The sequence below is a fragment of the Pseudomonas sp. ADAK18 genome, from assembly GCF_012935695.1.
Classification (GTDB): domain Bacteria; phylum Pseudomonadota; class Gammaproteobacteria; order Pseudomonadales; family Pseudomonadaceae; genus Aquipseudomonas.
The window spans coordinates 2,958,652-2,974,515 of record NZ_CP052859.1 but is presented as its reverse complement, the minus strand read 5'-3'; the positions used below and the strand labels follow the sequence as shown (position 1 = coordinate 2,974,515).

The 15,864-nt window shown below is 61.7% G+C and carries 13 protein-coding genes; 6 read left to right on the top strand and 7 right to left on the bottom strand.

Translation table 11 applies throughout. The annotated features are described in order from the left end of the window. The first annotated feature begins 8 nt into the window (after window positions 1–8). The 6 genes from HKK55_RS13260 to HKK55_RS13235 all read left to right on the top strand — a co-directional run bounded on the left by HKK55_RS13260 (window position 9) and on the right by HKK55_RS13235 (window position 5,029). Entirely contained in the window at window positions 9–671 is a 663-nt protein-coding gene (locus tag HKK55_RS13260; protein WP_169355102.1) for an amino acid ABC transporter permease, read from the top strand. After that, window positions 668–1,453, top strand: coding sequence for an amino acid ABC transporter ATP-binding protein (locus HKK55_RS13255; protein WP_169355101.1), 786 nt, complete (start codon window positions 668–670; stop codon window positions 1,451–1,453). Before HKK55_RS13260 ends, HKK55_RS13255 begins: the two co-directional genes overlap by 4 nt. Window positions 1,454–1,468: 15 nt before the next feature. After that, window positions 1,469–1,858, top strand: coding sequence for a RidA family protein (locus HKK55_RS13250; RefSeq protein WP_155581995.1), 390 nt, complete (start codon window positions 1,469–1,471; stop codon window positions 1,856–1,858). Window positions 1,859–2,018: 160 nt separating this feature from the next. Next, window positions 2,019–2,783, top strand: a complete 765-nt coding sequence (locus HKK55_RS13245; RefSeq protein WP_169355100.1) for an IclR family transcriptional regulator — start codon at window positions 2,019–2,021, stop codon at window positions 2,781–2,783. A gap of 17 nt (window positions 2,784–2,800) precedes the next feature. Further along, on the top strand, window positions 2,801–4,009 hold the full coding sequence (locus HKK55_RS13240) for an amino acid deaminase (protein ID WP_169355099.1): 1,209 nt from the start codon (window positions 2,801–2,803) through the stop codon (window positions 4,007–4,009). 111 nt (window positions 4,010–4,120) lie between these two features. Next, a complete protein-coding gene (locus tag HKK55_RS13235) occupies window positions 4,121–5,029 on the top strand; it encodes a sugar kinase (protein ID WP_169355098.1) in 909 nt (302 codons plus the stop codon). 153 nt (window positions 5,030–5,182) lie between these two features. Here the strand turns inward: HKK55_RS13235 and HKK55_RS13230 are convergent, their stop codons facing one another. The 7 genes from HKK55_RS13230 to HKK55_RS13200 form a co-directional block, all read right to left on the bottom strand. Further along, window positions 5,183–5,458 carry a peptidylprolyl isomerase gene (locus tag HKK55_RS13230; RefSeq protein WP_010564624.1) on the bottom strand — a complete coding sequence of 92 codons (276 nt, stop codon included), beginning with the start codon at window positions 5,456–5,458 and terminating at the stop codon, window positions 5,183–5,185. Between the two features lie 53 nt (window positions 5,459–5,511). Beyond that, the gene (locus HKK55_RS13225) at window positions 5,512–8,049 is read right to left on the bottom strand and encodes a PAS domain-containing sensor histidine kinase (RefSeq protein ID WP_169355097.1); all 2,538 of its coding nucleotides are present in this window, start codon (window positions 8,047–8,049) and stop codon (window positions 5,512–5,514) included. Between the two features lie 136 nt (window positions 8,050–8,185). Next, window positions 8,186–10,144, bottom strand: coding sequence for an acetoacetate--CoA ligase (locus HKK55_RS13220; RefSeq protein ID WP_169355096.1), 1,959 nt, complete (start codon window positions 10,142–10,144; stop codon window positions 8,186–8,188). Between the two features lie 200 nt (window positions 10,145–10,344). Then, window positions 10,345–11,118: a 3-hydroxybutyrate dehydrogenase gene (locus HKK55_RS13215; RefSeq protein ID WP_169355095.1), complete on the bottom strand. Its 774-nt coding sequence runs from the start codon at window positions 11,116–11,118 to the stop codon at window positions 10,345–10,347. Between the two features lie 7 nt (window positions 11,119–11,125). Then, complete coding sequence (locus HKK55_RS13210; protein WP_169355094.1) at window positions 11,126–12,517, bottom strand: GntP family permease; 1,392 nt, start codon at window positions 12,515–12,517, stop codon at window positions 11,126–11,128. 297 nt (window positions 12,518–12,814) lie between these two features. Beyond that, a complete protein-coding gene (locus HKK55_RS13205) occupies window positions 12,815–14,215 on the bottom strand; it encodes a sigma-54-dependent Fis family transcriptional regulator (RefSeq protein WP_169355093.1) in 1,401 nt (466 codons plus the stop codon). A gap of 70 nt (window positions 14,216–14,285) precedes the next feature. After that, window positions 14,286–15,863: an ABC transporter ATP-binding protein gene (locus HKK55_RS13200; protein WP_169355092.1), complete on the bottom strand. Its 1,578-nt coding sequence runs from the start codon at window positions 15,861–15,863 to the stop codon at window positions 14,286–14,288. Window position 15,864: the final 1 nt, after the last annotated feature.

The window sequence follows — 15,864 nt, the reverse complement described above, 5'->3', positions numbered from 1 at the left end:
GAGTTCCCATGTACGAATCCCCCAGCTGGCTGCATGAGTTGTGGATCGCCCGGGAAACCCTCTGGGCGGGGTTCCAGGCCAGCGTGTATGTCTCGGCCCTGGCGATTATCTTCGGCACCCTGATCGGCATTGTGGCCGGGTTGATCCTGACCTACGGCAAATTCTGGATGCGCGCGCCGTTCCGGTTATATGTCGACCTGATCCGTGGTACGCCGGTGTTTGTGCTGGTGTTGGCCTGCTTTTATATGCTTCCTGCGCTCGGGTGGCAGATCACTGCGTTCCAGGCCGGTGCTGTAGGCCTGACGCTGTTTTGCGGCTCCCATGTCGCGGAGATTGTGCGCGGTTCCCTGCAGGCTATTCCCCGTGGGCAACTGGAAGCGGGCAAGGCCATCGGCCTGACGTTTTACCAGTCCCTCGGTTATGTGCTGCTGCCTCAGGCGCTGCGGCAGATCCTGCCGACCTGGGTCAACTCGTCCACGGAAATCGTCAAGGCCTCAACCCTGCTGTCAGTGATTGGCGTGGCCGAATTGCTGCTCAGCACGCAACAGGTGATCGCCCGGACCTTCATGACTCTGGAGTTCTACCTGTTCGCCGGTTTTCTATTTTTTGTCATCAACTACGCCATCGAGTTATTCGGGCGCTACATTGAAAAGCGGGTGGCCTTGCCATGACTCAATCTCACACTGTAACCCAGCCACTGCTGAATATCTGCGGCCTGCGTAAACAATACGGCCCGGTGGAAGTGCTCAAGGGTGTCGACCTGTCGATGCAGCGCGGCAACGTGGTCACGCTAATCGGCTCCAGCGGCTCGGGCAAGACCACGCTGTTGCGTTGCGTCAACCTGCTGGAAGAGTTCCAGGGCGGGCAGATCACCCTGGATGGCGAGTCCATTGGCTACAGCGACATTGCCGGCAAGCGCGTGCGCCACCCGGAAAAAGTCATCGCCCGGCACCGGGCCATGACTGGCATGGCGTTCCAGCAATTCAACCTGTTCCCTCATTTGACGGCGTTGCAGAACGTCACTCTGGGCCTGCTCAAGGTCAAGAACATGAGCAAGGACGAGGCGGTGGCGCTGGCGGAAAAATGGCTGGAGCGGGTCGGCCTGCTGGAACGACGCAATCACTTTCCGGGTCAGTTGTCTGGCGGTCAGCAACAGCGCGTGGCGATCGCCCGAGCCATTGCCATGAACCCCAGCTTGATGCTGTTCGATGAAGTGACCTCGGCGCTGGACCCGGAACTGGTGGGCGAAGTGCTCAGCGTGATCAAGGGCCTGGCGGAAGAGGGCATGACCATGTTGCTGGTCACTCACGAGATGCGGTTTGCCTATGAAGTCTCGGACAAGATCGTGTTCATGAACCAGGGCCGTATTGAAGAGCAGGGGCCACCGAAAGACATTTTTGAACGCCCACAGTCGCCGCGGTTGGCGGAATTTCTGAAAAATATTCGTTTTTAATCAAGGAGAACCACTATGAGCATTACTCGTTACGGCACCGGCAGCACCGCCGGCGGCGGTCAGCCTCGTCCTTTCGCCCGTGCCGTGGAAGCGGATGGCTGGTTGTACGTGTCGGGCCAGGTGCCGGCGGTGGATGGCGAAATCATCCAGGGCGGGATCGTCGAGCAGACCCGCCAGACCATGCGCAATGTGGTCGCCATTCTGGAAGAAGCCGGCTATGCGATCGAAGATGTCGTGCGGGTTGGCGTATGGCTGGAAGACCCACGGGATTTCTGGAGCTTCAACAAGGTGTTCGGCGAGTACTTCAGCCCTGAACACGCGCCAGCACGGGCCTGTGTGCAAGCGAACATGATGGTTGATTGCAAGGTTGAGATTGATTGCGTGGCTTATAAGAAAAAAGGCTAAATGCCCCAAGCTAGAGCCCAATCCAATGTGGGAGTTGTCGAGCCTCGGCGAGGCTGCGATGCAGGCGCTGCGGTCTGACAGGACACCGAGGTGATCCCATCGCAGCCTCGCTAAAGCTCGACAGCTCCCACATGGACCTCATTTACCTACGAAGACTGCCATGACCGAAGACACCATCAAACGCCGCGCCAAAGGTCTGGACCGGGCGTTCGATATCCTCGATTTCCTCAAGGAAGTCGGCCAGCCCCTGCGTCCAAATGATATCGCCAGCGGTATCGGCAGCCCGAAATCCACGGTCTACGAGCTGGTGGCTTCCTTGCTGGAGCGGCGGATTCTCGAGACCGTGGGCAAGGACGGCCACGTCTACCTCGGCCGCCAGTTGTACTTCCTCGGCCAGGCGCACTTGCGCCATTTTGACCTGACCCGCGAGGCTGACCACGCCTTGCAGGAGATCGTCAGCCAGACCCACGAAACCGCGCAGATGTGCCTGCTCAACGGCCGCAAATACACGGTGGCGCTGATGCGTGAGGGCGAGCGGCATTTTCGTATTTCCTCCGATATCGGCGAGAACGCACCCATCCCCTGGACCGCTTCCGGCCGCCTGTTGCTGGGGCACCTGAGTGACCAGCAGATCATCGACCTGATCGACCACGACGACTTCATCCTGCCGGACGGTCAGCGCTTGCCTCTGGAGACCTTCCTCGGGCAAATCCGCCAGGCCACCCTCGATGGATTCTTCTCCTTCGACAGCGTGGCCGACACCTTCACCCATTGTTTTGCCGCCCCGGTACGGAACGCGCAAGGCATCAGCATTGCGACCCTGTGCATCGTTGCCCCACGGGACGATGCGCGGAAAAACTACAACGACTACCGCCGGGTGCTGACTGAAAGCGCCAACAACCTGGCCCGTCGCATCAACGAATAGCGAATTGGAGTATCCCCATGTCTGCCCTCAATGCCGTTGAAAAAGGCGCCGCCCAAGTCGGTGCTCATCTGGTCCGTGACGTCAGCCTGCCTGCCCTGGTGCTGCACCGCGAGGCCCTGGAACACAACATCCGCTGGATGCAGGCATTCGTCAGCAACAGCGGCGCGCAACTGGCGCCCCACGGCAAGACCAGCATGATGCCGGCGTTGTTCCAGCGTCAGTTGGAGCGGGGCGCCTGGGGCATCACCCTGGCCACTGCGGTGCAGACTCGCGCCGCGTATGCCGGTGGCGTACGCCGGGTGCTGATGGCCAACCAACTGGTGGGCGCGCCGAACATGGCGCTGATCGCCGACTTGCTGGTCGACCCGGATTTCGACTTCCACTGCATGGTCGACCACCCGGACAACGTCGCCGACCTGGGCGCGTTCTTCGCCGCCCGTGGCCTGCGCTTGAACGTGATGATCGAGTACGGCGTGGTCGGCGGCCGTTGCGGGTGCCGCAGCGAGCAGGAAGTATTGGCCCTGGCCAAGGCGATCAAGGCCCAGCCGGCGCTGGCCCTGACCGGGATTGAAGGTTACGAAGGTGTGATCCATGGCGACCACGCCGTCAGCGGCATCCGTGAGTTCGCCGCCAGCCTGGTACGCCTGGCGGTGGACCTGCAAAACAGTGGCGCCTTTGACCTCGGCAAGCCGATCATCACCGCCTCGGGCTCGGCCTGGTACGACCTGATCGCCGAATCCTTTGAAACCCAGAACGCCGCTGGCCGTTTCCTCAGTGTTCTGCGTCCTGGCAGCTACGTGGCCCATGACCACGGCATCTACAAAGAGGCGCAATGCTGCGTGCTCGACCGTCGCAGCGACCTCAACGAAGGCCTGCGCCCGGCCCTGGAAGTCTGGGCCCATGTGCAATCCATGCCGGAGCCGGGTTTTGCGGTCATCGCCCTGGGCAAACGCGACGTGGCTTATGACGCCGGTTTGCCGGTGCCGCTGCGGCGTTACAAGGCCGGTGTGCTGCCCGCCGTTGGCGAGGACGTGAGTGCATGCAAGGTCACGGCGGTGATGGACCAGCATGCGTTCATGACCGTGGCACCGGGGGTTGAGCTGAAGATTGGCGACATTATCTCCTTCGGCACCTCCCATCCGTGCCTGACCTTCGACAAGTGGCAGGTAGGCTGCCTGGTGGATGAGCAGTTGCAGGTGGTCGAAAGCCTGCATACCTGCTTCTAGACCGAGCCGCGCCCATCGCAGGCAAGCCGGCTCCCACAGTGGAATGCAATCCCATGTGGGAGCTGGCTTGCCTGCGATGAGGCCCTCAAGCACACCACGAGAGTTTCCTGCATGAATACACCTCTGCGCATCGCCCTGATCGGCGAATGCATGATCGAACTGCAACACCGTGCCGATGGCAGCCTGCAACAGAGCTTCGGTGGCGACACCCTGAACGCCGCGGTGTACCTGCGTCGCGAGCTGGGTGAAGGCCCGAGCGTGGATTACGTCACAGCGTTAGGCGATGACAGCTTCAGCGATGCCATGTGCAAGCAATGGGCCGAGGAAGGCCTGGGTTTGGGTATGGTGCAGCGTCTGCCGGGGCGTTTGCCGGGCTTGTATTGCATCCAGACCGACGCCCAGGGTGAGCGCAAATTCCTCTACTGGCGCAACGAAGCGGCCGTGCGCGATTGCTTCACGACCCCGGCAGCGGAACCGATCCTGGCGGCGTTACCGGCTTATGACGTGCTGTATTTCAGCGGTATTACCCTGGCCGTGCTGGGCGAGGTGGGGCGCGAGCGTTTGTTGGAAACCCTGATCGAAACTCGCAAGCGGGGCGGCAAGGTAGTGTTCGACAACAACTATCGTCCGCGCTTGTGGGCCAGTGTCGATGCGGCGCGTGCGGCTTATCACAAGGTCCTGGCGCAGGTGGATATCGCCTTGCTGACCGAAGATGACGAGCGAGCGTTGTTTGGTTTTGCAGACAGTGAGCAGGTGTTCGCGGCGTATCCCGAGATCGCCGAGGTGGTGCTCAAGCGTGGGGCGGATGACTGCCTGATTCGCTGTAAGGGCGAGCGTTTTGCCGTGCCGGCGCGGGTGGTCGAGAAGGTGGTCGATACCACGGCGGCGGGGGATTCGTTCAGTGCGGCGTATCTGGCCAGTCGGCTCAAGGGCGGCGTACCGGAGCAGGCGGCATTGGCCGGGCATCGGCTGGCCAGTCAAGTGATTCAGGTGCCGGGCGCCTTGATTCCCCGAATCTAGATTGACTTCCCCTTGTGGCGAGCGGGCTTGCCCGCGTTGGGCTGCGAAGCGGCCCTAAAACCTGCCGCCTCGGTCTATCTGAAGAAACTCAGCGATCCTATTGGGGCTGCTGCGCAGCCCAACGCGGGCAAGCCCGCTCGCCACAAAAAATGATCAATCCCGGTAGAACACCTGCACCAGGTGATAACCGAATTTGCTCTTGATTGGCCCATGCACCACCTTCACGGGCTTTTTGAAGATCACTGCATCAATCACGCCCACCATCTGCCCTGGCCGTACTTCACCCAAATCACCGCCGCGCTTGCCGGACGGGCAGGTGGAGTACTTCTTGGCCAGCACATCAAACGCCTCGCCCTTGGCAATGCGTTGCTTGAGCTGTTCGGCTTCTTCGCTGGTTTTCACCAGGATATGGCGGGCTTGGGCTTTCATTAGGCGGTTACCTTGCAACGGTCGAACGTAAGGGCGCGCGATTATGCCTGAACTCATTGATCGACGCTGATCATGCTGCGGATTTTATTGGCCAGCAGGTCAATCGAAAACGGCTTGGCCACCATGTCCATACCTTCCTCCAGGAAGCCCTGGCGCTCGGCGGCTTTCTCGGCATAGCCGGTCATGAACAGCACCTTGAGCCCGGGGCGATATTGGCGGGCGATTTCCGCCAGTTGCCGGCCATTCATGCCCGGCAGGCCGACATCGGTCACCAGCAGGTCCACCCGCAGGTCGGACTCAAGCAACGGCAGGGCGGCTCGGGCATCGACGGCCTGGTGTGCGGTGTAGCCCAATTCATCCAGCACGTTGACCACCAGCATCCGCACGGCCTCGTCGTCTTCGACCACCACCACGGCTTCTCCAGCCAGGGCCACTGGCGCTGTCCCAAGGCTCTCGGGTTCGCTGGTTTCCAGGGCGGTGCCATGCAGGCGCGGCAGGTACAGGCGCACGCAGGTACCCTCGCCCGGGGTGCTTTGGATGGTCACATGGCCGCCGGACTGTTGGGCAAAACCGTAAATCATCGACAGGCCAAGTCCGGTGCCCTGGCCAATCGGCTTGGTGGTAAAGAACGGGTCGAAGGCCTTGGCCAGGACCGACGGGCTCATGCCGGCACCGTTGTCGCAGACGCCGAGCATCACGTAGTCACCGGCCTTGACCGGTTCGAGGGTGTTGATGTCAGTGTCGTTGAGGTAACTGTTGGCAGTCTCGATGCGCAGCTCACCGCCGTCGGGCATGGCGTCACGGGCGTTGATCACCAGGTTGAGCAGGGCGTTTTCCAGTTGGCTGGCGTCGGTGTTCACTGGCCAGATATCGTTGCCCAGTTGCACCTTGAGTTCGATATGGGCGCCCTTGGTGCGGCGAAACAGCTCTTCCAGGGAGGTGACCAGTTGGTTGGGGTCCAGAGGCCTGCGGTCCAGGGACTGGCGCCGGGAGAAGGCCAGCAGGCGGTGGGTCAGTGCCGCCGCACGGTGGGCGGAGGACACGGCAGCGTCGGTGAACCGGCCGATTTCCGCACTGCGCCCGGCCGCGATATAGCGTTGCATCAGGTCCAGGCTGCCGATGATCCCGGTGAGCATGTTGTTGAAGTCGTGGGCGATGCCGCCGGTGAGTTGGCCGACTGCTTCCATCTTCTGTGCATGGCGCAAGGCATCTTCGGCACGCTCGCGTTCGAACATCTCGTTTTGCAGGCGCTGGTTGGCTTCGGCCAGCGCCTGGGTACGCTGGTCGACCCGTTCTTCGAGGTTTTCGTTGAGGTGGCGCAGCGCTTCTTCGGTCAGCTTGCGCTCGGTCTCATCGATCACAAAAATGTAGAAACCGTTGACCGAGCCGTCACTGCTGAAGCGCGGCAAGTACTTCATCAAGGCCTGCCGTGGCCGGCCATCACGATGGGGGGTGACGGTGACAAAACTGCAAGCCTTGCCCTTCAGGGCGGAGTCGATCTTGTCGACGCGTCCGGCGTAGACCTCTTCGCCCACCACTTCGAGAATGGTCTTGCCGTAGAGCTCCTGCGGGGTCATGCCGTACCAGTCCAGGTAGGCGCTGTTGTTCAGGCGAAAGCGCTGCTCGTGGTCGACGTAGCCGATCAGCACCGGCATGGCGTTGATGATCAGTTGCAGCTCGGTCTGGCTTTGGCGCAGGGCCTGCTCGGTGTGTTTGCGTTCGGTGAGGTCCAGGGCGGCGCCGAGAAAACGCGCTGGGCGCCCATGGTGATTCTTGTAGCAGCGCCCCCGGGCAAACACCCAGCGCACCTGGCCGTCGGCTTGCAGCAGGCGATATTCCTCGGCGTATTCGGTGCCGTGGGTGATGCAATGCTTGATGCTGCGGGTGACCATGCCCCGGTCTTCGGGGTGTACACCTTGCAGGTACGCGCTGATGGGTAGCAGGCCGGCGTCACAGGCGTCGACACCGTGCAGATGGGCAAAATGGGCGTCGGCAATAAAGCGGTCTTCGCCGATGTCCCAGTCCCAGGTGCCCACGGCGTCGGTGGCGGCCAGGGCCAGTTGCAAGCGTTGCTCGGTGTTGTGCTGGGCCTTGAGGCTCTGTTCGGAGCGTTGTTGCAGTTCCAGGGCGACCCGGCGGCGCTCGTTGGTCTCGATGGCGGTGGCCAGGATTCCGGCGACCGCACCGTGCTCGTCACGAATCGGGCTGTAGGTCAGGTCCAGCCAGATCTCGGTGTCGCGGCCATGACGTTGCAGGACGAAGCGCTGCTCGTTGAACGTGCGCACCTGGCCGCTCAGCACGGCGCTGTAGATCGGGTCGGTGAAGCTTTTCATCTCCGGCCAGATCAGGTCCACCGGCTGGCCGAAGGCCTGAGGGTGCTTGTTGCCGACCAGCCGGGCGAAGCCGTCGTTGTAGATCTGCGTGAGTTGGGTGCCCCACAACAACAGCATCGGCATGGGCGAGTGGATGACGATGTCGACCGATGTGCGCAGGCTTTGTGGCCAGTCAATAGCATCACCGAGGGGGCTTTGCGCCCAGTCCAGCAGCGCAATCAGTGCTGCGGCCTCGCTGCCGGTGGGTGTTCCGTTCATGTAAATGCCCCGGGCTTAACGCTTTGAAGAGTTACCAAAGCCGATTATCCCGTGAGTCGGGATCGGCTTTCTACCCTCGAAAAATAGCATGCCTGAGGGGTTTGTCTTCAAATCAGTGCGTCAGGGCTGAAACCGTTCATTCACTCGCCAGTTCCTCGCGGTTACGGAACTGCTCCAGCGCTTCAGGGTTGGCCAGCGCGTCGGTGTTCTTGACCACCTCGCCATGCACTACGTTCCTGACCGCCAGTTCGACGATCTTGCCGCTGATGGTGCGCGGAATATCCGTTACCGCGAGAATCTTCGCCGGTACGTGCCGGGGCGTGGTATTGGCGCGGATCACCTGGCGAATCTGGTGTTCCAGCGCTTCATCCAGTTCGACGCCGTCGTTCAAGCGCACAAACAGCACCACCCGCACATCGTCTTGCCAGCGCTGCCCGATGGCCAGGCTCTCGATCACCTGAGGGACTTTTTCCACTTGTCGGTAAATCTCCGCCGTGCCGATGCGCACACCGCCGGGGTTGAGCACCGCATCCGAGCGGCCATGGATCAGCAGGCTGCCATTGGGGCGTTGTTCGGCGTAGTCACCCTGGGCCCAGACGCCGGGAAACTGGCTGAAATAGGAGGCCCGCAGCTTTTCCTGGCGCGGGTCGTTCCACAGCCCGATAGGCATCGCCGGGAAGTGTCGGGTGCACACCAGTTCGCCCTTTTCACCGATCAAGGGCCGGCCCTGGTCATCCCACACTTCAATGGCCATGCCCAGACTCTTGGATTGCATCTCGCCGCGCCGCACCGGCAGCACCGGGTTGCCGATCACAAAACAGGAGACGATATCGGTACCGCCCGACATGGAGGACAGGCAAAGCTCGTGTTTGATATCGCGGTACACGTAGTCGTAGCTGTGTGGCGACAGGGGCGAGCCGGTGGAAATGAGGCTCTTGAGGCTGCCCAGGTTGTGGCTCAGGCGTGGCTTGAGGCCGGCCTTTTCCAGGGTCGCGAGGAACTTTGGGCTGGTACCGAAGACGCTGATCTTTTCCTGGTCGATCAGCTCCATCAAACGTTCCGGCCCTGGATGAAACGGTGAGCCGTCATACAGCACTGCCGTAGCACCGATGGCCAGTACCGACACCAGCCAGTTCCACATCATCCAGCCGCAGGTGGTGTAGTAGAACAGGCAATCGTCGCGGGACAGGTCGGCATGCAGGCCGTGTTCCTTGAGGTGGGTCAGCAGTACGCCGCCAGTGCCGTGGATGATGCACTTGGGCACGCCGGTGGTGCCGCTGGAGTAGAGGATGTACAGCGGATGATCGAAGGGCACGGCGACGAATTCAGGCTCGCCGCCTGCCTGGTAGAAGTCATTCCACAGCGCGACGTTGGCCTGGGTCCGGTAATCCTCGACCCGTGCCTGTGGGCGCGCATAAGGCACGATGATCAGCTGTTTCAGGGACGGCAGGCGTTCGAGGATTTCATTGAGCTTGGTGCTCTGGTCGATGTCCTTGCCGGCGTAGCGATAACCGGCGCAGGTGATCAGTACCTTGGGCTCGATCTGGCCGAAACGGTCGATCACCCCCTGGGTGCCGAAGTCCGGCGAGGAACCGGACCAGATCGCCCCCAGGCTGGTGGTGGCGAGCATGCCCACCAGGGTTTGCCAGGTATTGGGCATGCAAGCGGCGACCCGGTCCCCCATGCCCACGCCGGCGACGCGCAAGCTGCGTTGCAGGCCGGCGACGTGGTGGGCCAGTTCGGCATAGGTAAGTTGTTCGCGTTGGCCGTCTTCGCCGATGGCTACCACGGCGGGATGATCGTCGCGACGACGCAGCAGGTGTTCGGCGAAATTCAACGTGGCGCCAGGAAACCACTGGGCGCTGGGCATCTGCACACCTTCGACCAGCACGGCGCTGGGTGGGGTGCGGAACTGCACGTTGAAGAAGACGACAATCGCCTGCCAGAAGTCCGGGCGCTGGTCGATGCTCCACTGGTGCAGGGCTGAATAGTCGGTGAGCTGCAAGGCGTGGCGATCATTGATAAAGCGCCGGAAGCTGTCCATGCGAGTGTTGCGGATGCGCTCGGGGCTGGGTTGCCAGAGGATGTCGGACATAGCGAAATCTCTTGTTCTTGTGTGAAGTCGGCCAAGCAACAGAGGTCAACTGTGGGAGCTGGCCTGTGTGGGAGCGGGCTTGCTCGCGAAGGCGGTGGGTCAGTTGATACCTATTTGCCTGACACTCCGTATTCGCGAGCAAGCCCGTTCCCACACAAGCGTGCTCCCACATTGGATCTCCTTTGTTTTGAAGGGAGCGTTTACTGAGCCAACCAACCGCCATCGATATTCCACGCGGCGCCACGCACTTGGTTGCCGGCGTCGCTGCACAAGAACAGCACCAGTTCCCCCAACTGCGGCGGTGTCACGAACTCCAGTGACGGCTGCTTCTGCGCCAGCAAATCATGTTGCGCCTGTTGCGGATCAACGCCTGCCGCCGCGCGATCATCAATCTGCTTCTGCACCAGCGGCGTCAGTACCCAGCCCGGGCAAATGGCGTTGCAGGTGACGTTGCTGGTGGCGGTTTCCAGGCCCACCACTTTGGTCAGGCCAATCACGCCGTGCTTGGCCGCGACGTAGGCCGCCTTGCCCACTGAGCCGACCTGGCCGTGGACCGAGGCGATATTGATGATGCGCCCCCAGCCTTTGGCTTTCATGCCCGGCAGGCTCAGGCGCGTGCTGTGGAACACCGACGACAGGTTGATGGCGATGATCGAGTCCCAGCGTTCTACCGGGAAATCTTCCACGGCGGCCACGTGCTGGATACCGGCGTTGTTCACCAGGATGTCGACACCGCCGAATTCACGCTCGGCGTAGGCGATCATTTCGGCTATCTGCGCCGGGTCGCTGACGTCCGCCGGGTGATGGCCAACCTTGCCGCCAAAGGCCTTGACCTGGGCGATCACTGCGCTGGCATCACCAAAACCGTTGAGGATCAGATTGGCGCCGGCCTTGGCCAGGCTCAGGGCGATGCCCAGGCCAATGCCGCTGGTGGAGCCGGTCACGAGGGCGGTCTTGCCGTTCAAAGTCGTCATGGAAACCTCACACAATGCCGGTGGCGTAGAAAGTACCGATCACCACGAACACCGCGAGGGTCTTGATGATCGTGATGCCGAAAATATCCTTGTAGGCTTCGCGGTGGGTCAGCCCGGTCACCGCCAACAACGTGATCACCGCGCCGTTATGGGGCAGGGTGTCCATGCCGCCGCTGGCCATGGCCGCGACCCGGTGCAGCACTTCAAGGGGGATATTGGCCGCATGGGCCGCTGAAATAAAGCTCTCGGACATCGCCGCCAGGGCGATGCTCATGCCGCCAGACGCGGAGCCGGTAATGCCGGCCAGCAGGGTCACGGTAATGGCTTCGTTGACCAACGGGTTGGGAATGCCCTTGAGCCAGTCCGCCAGCACCAGAAAGCCTGGCAGCGAGGCGATCACTGCGCCAAAGCCATATTCCGACGCGGTATTCATCGCCGCCAGCAACGCACCGCTGACCGCACTTTTACTGCCTTCGGCCAGCTTGCTGCGGATCGCCGAAAAGCCGAACACCAGCACCATGATGATCCCCACCAGTAACGCAGCCTGTACCGCCCAGATTGCGGTTAACTTGGCGATTTCGGTGGTCACCGGTGCGCTCATGCCCGGCAGGCTGAGGCTGTGGGTCTTGCCGTACCACTGCGGGATCCAGTGGGTGAACAGCAGGTTCATGATCCCCACCAGCAGCAGCGGCGACAGGGCAACCCACGGGTTAGGCAGCTTGATGTCTTCGGCGGTTTCCGGCTCGTTGCGCAGTTCAGTGCCGTAGCCTTCGCCGGCCCGTTGCGCCTTGTTGCGCTGGCGGGCCAGGTACAGCATGCCGGTGCAGAACACGAAGACCGTGCCAATCAAGCCCAGCCATGGAGCGGCCCAGGCCGTGGTGTTGAAGAAGGTGCTGGGGATGATGTTCTGGATTTGTGGGGTGCCGGGCAGCGCGTCCATGGTGAACGAAAACGCACCGAGGGCGATGGTGGCTGGGATCAGGCGCTTGGGGATATCGCTCTGGCGGAACATCTCGGCGGCGAACGGGTACACGGCGAACACCACAACGAACAGCGACACGCCGCCGTAGGTCAGCAGGGCGCACACCAACACGATCACCAGCATTGCCTGACGAGTGCCCAGCAAGCGGATGGCGGCGGCAACGATGGAGCGCGAGAAACCGGAGATTTCAATCAACTTGCCGAACACCGCGCCCAGCAGGAACACCGGGAAATACAGTTTGATAAACCCGACCATTTTTTCCATGAACACCCCGGTAAAGGCGGGGGCGACGGCGGAAGGGTCGGTGAGCAGCACGGCGCCGAGGGCGGCGATGGGGGCAAACAGGATGACGCTGTAGCCACGGTAGGCGGCCAGCATCAGCAGCCCGAGGGCGGCGAGGGCAATGATTACACTCATGGAGTGTCTCCAGATCGAATTGTTATTTTTGTGGGGTGAGGCGTTGGGGAGGGGCTATAGCGAGATGTGTGCCATGTTTATAACTTATTGATATTTATACAAAATATTATATCTGTTGGGCGGGGAAACAGTCTTTGTCTCTAATTTGAGACTGACACAAGTCCAATGTGGGAGCCGGCTTGCTCGCGAAAGCAGCGTGTCAGGTGGTTGTCTGGCACTGATACACCGCTTTCGCGAGCAAGCCCGCTCCCACATTTGGAGTATCTCCATTTATGGAATTTTGTCTCTTTTGTGAGATTAGGTGATGCCCAAGGCTACCATTTTCTTGTAAAGGGTCGACCGGCCCAGGCCCAGATGCTTGGCCGCTTCCACCACATTACCTTCGCATTTGCTAAGCGCCGCCCCAATCACCTGCCGATCAAACCGCTCCCGCGCCGCACTGAAGGTTTCCCCTTCAACCTGCGCCACCACTGCACCGCGTTCCACCGGACTGAACGTACCAATCGCCGCGCGAATCTCGCTGGCGTTGAGCACCAGGTCATCGCTCAACAACGCCGCTCGCTCCAACACATTGCGCAGCTCGCGGATATTCCCCGGCCACGCATGTTGCGCCAACAGCGCCAGCGCCTCGCGGTCCAGTTCATGCTGGCTGCGCAACTCCTCCAGAATCGCTTCACTCAACGCCGGCAAGTCATCTAGCCGCTCGCGCAGCGGCGGTACCTGGATCGGCAGCACATTCAGTCGGTAATACAGATCCGCTCGGAACTCGCCGCGCTTGATCGCCGCTTGCAGGTCCATGGACGTTGCGGCAATCACCCGCACGTCGCTGTGGATCATCTCGTTGGAACCCACCGGCTCGAACTCTTTCTCCTGCAATACCCGCAGCAACTTGCTTTGCAGCGGCAGCGGCATATCGCCGATTTCGTCGAGGAACAGCGTGCCACCCTGGGCGATTTGCAGTTTGCCGGGACGGCCCTTGCGGTCGGCGCCGGTGAAGGCGCCAGGGGCGGTGCCGAAAAACTCGGCTTCCAGAAGGTCATGGGGAATCGCCGCGCTGTTGATGCTGACAAACGCTTTATGCGCCCGTGGCGAGGCACCGTGAATGGCCTGGGCCAGCAACTCTTTGCCGGTACCGGTTTCCCCCAGCAGTAACACGGGCGAGTCGGCACTCGCGCTGCGCCGGGCGCGGCGTTTGACTTCCAGGCTGGCGGCGCTGGTGCCGATAAAGTGCGCGAAGTTGTACTTGCTCTGGCGTGAGCGCAGCAGCGAACGGGTAGAGGCCAACTCCTGTTGCATGCTCAGGTAGCGCTCAATCAGCGGCGACAGGTTGCGCAATTCATCGAACAAGGCGAAGCCGATGGCACCGATCACCTTGCCGGCGTCGTCATGGATCGGCAGGCGCATCACCACCAGTGGGCCTTTGGGCGTGTCCTGGATATCCAGCAGGATCGGCCGGTCGTTGCGCACCACCTGGCGCAGCAGGCTGTTGGAAATCACCTGTTCGCAGGGTTGGCCGATGGCTTCGTCAGCGCTTTTCAAGCCAAAGCGTCGGGCGTAGCGCTCGTTCATCCAGACGATGTTGGCGTCGCCGTCGACAATCACCGTGCCTTCGCTGGATTGCTCGATGATCTCGAAAAGCGACTGGATCGCCAGGCCGCGAACGTGTTGGTAATCCTTGAGGCTTTCGGTGGTGTTCATATCGGATTGTCCTTGTGTGTAGCCGCTCGACAGCGGCTACAACCCGTCGCGCGGCTACACCATCGAGCGGCTACAGGGGAACGTGCGAAGCGGCTAGCAGTTCTTGGGTGTAGGGATGCTGCGGTGAGGCAAACACCTCATCGCTCGGCCCGCGTTCCACCACCTTGCCGTCCTTGATCACGATCATGTCGTGGGCCAGGGCGCGTACCACCGCCAGGTCGTGGCTGATAAACAGGTAGGTCAGGCCGTACTTTTCCTGCAGCTCACGCAGCAGCGCCACCACTTGTTTTTGCACGGTGCGGTCGAGGGCCGAGGTGGGCTCGTCCAGCAGCATCAGCGCCGGCTTGAGCACCAGGGCGCGGGCGATGGCGATGCGTTGGCGCTGGCCGCCGGAGAATTCGTGGGGGTAGCGATGGCGGCTGGCGGGGTCGAGGCCGACGTCGAGCAGCACCTGGATCACCTGGGCTTCGCGGTCCTTGAGACTGCACGGGGCATGGACTTCCAGGCCTTCGCTGATGATTTGTTCCACCGACATCCGCGGGCTGAGGCTGCCGTAGGGGTCCTGGAACACCACCTGCATCTGCTTGCGCCATGGGCGCATCTGCTTGTGGGTCAGGCTGTCGAGGGCCTCACCCTGGAAGCGAATACCACCGCTGGAATCCAGCAGGCGCAAAATGGCCTGGCCCAAGGTGGATTTGCCGGAGCCGGACTCGCCGACAATTCCCAGGGTCTTGCCGCGTTGCACGCTCAAGCTGATACCGTCCACCGCCCGCAGGTAGTGCTTGCGCCGAAACAGCCCACCGCCGAGGGGGAATTGCACGTGCAGGTCATCGACCTCCAACACCGTCTCACGCTGGTCGCGGCACAGCGCGACGCCTGCCGGTTCCGCGTCCAGCAGCAGGCGGCTGTAAGGGTGTTGCGGGGCGCTGAACAGGGTTTGGCAATCGGCCTGTTCGACGATTTCTCCGGCGCGCATCACGCAGACCCGCTGGGCGATGCTGCGGACCAGATTGAGGTCGTGGCTGATCAGCAGCAGCGACATACCCAGCCGCTGTTGCAGGGATTTGAGCAGCACCAGGATCTTGCGCTGTACGGTCACATCGAGCGCGGTGGTTGGTTCGTCGGCGATCAGCAATTCCGGCTCGCAGGCCAGGGCCATGGCGATCATTACCCGCTGGCGCTGGCCGCCGGACAATTGATGGGGGTAGGCCTTGAGCCGCTCCTTGGGTTTCTGGATGCCCACCAGTTCCAACAGTTCGAGGATCCGCGCTTGCGCAGCTTTGCCGCCCAGGCCCTTGTGCAGCAGCAAGGTTTCGCCGATCTGCTTTTCGATACTGTGCAGTGGGTTGAGGGAGGTCATCGGCTCTTGGAAGATCATCGCAATGCGGTTACCCCGCAGCTGTTGCAGGGCCGAGGACGACGCGCCCAGCAGTTCCTCGCCGCGATAGCGCACTGAGCCTGTGGTCTGGGTGCCGGCTTCAGGCAGCAGTTGCAGGATCGAGTGCGCCGTCACCGACTTGCCCGAACCCGATTCGCCCACCAACGCGAGGCATTCGCCGGGGCGGATATCCAGGCACAGGTTGCGCACCACGGTCTGGCCGCTGAAGGCGACACACAGGTCGCGGATCTCGATCAGAGTGTCTGTCATC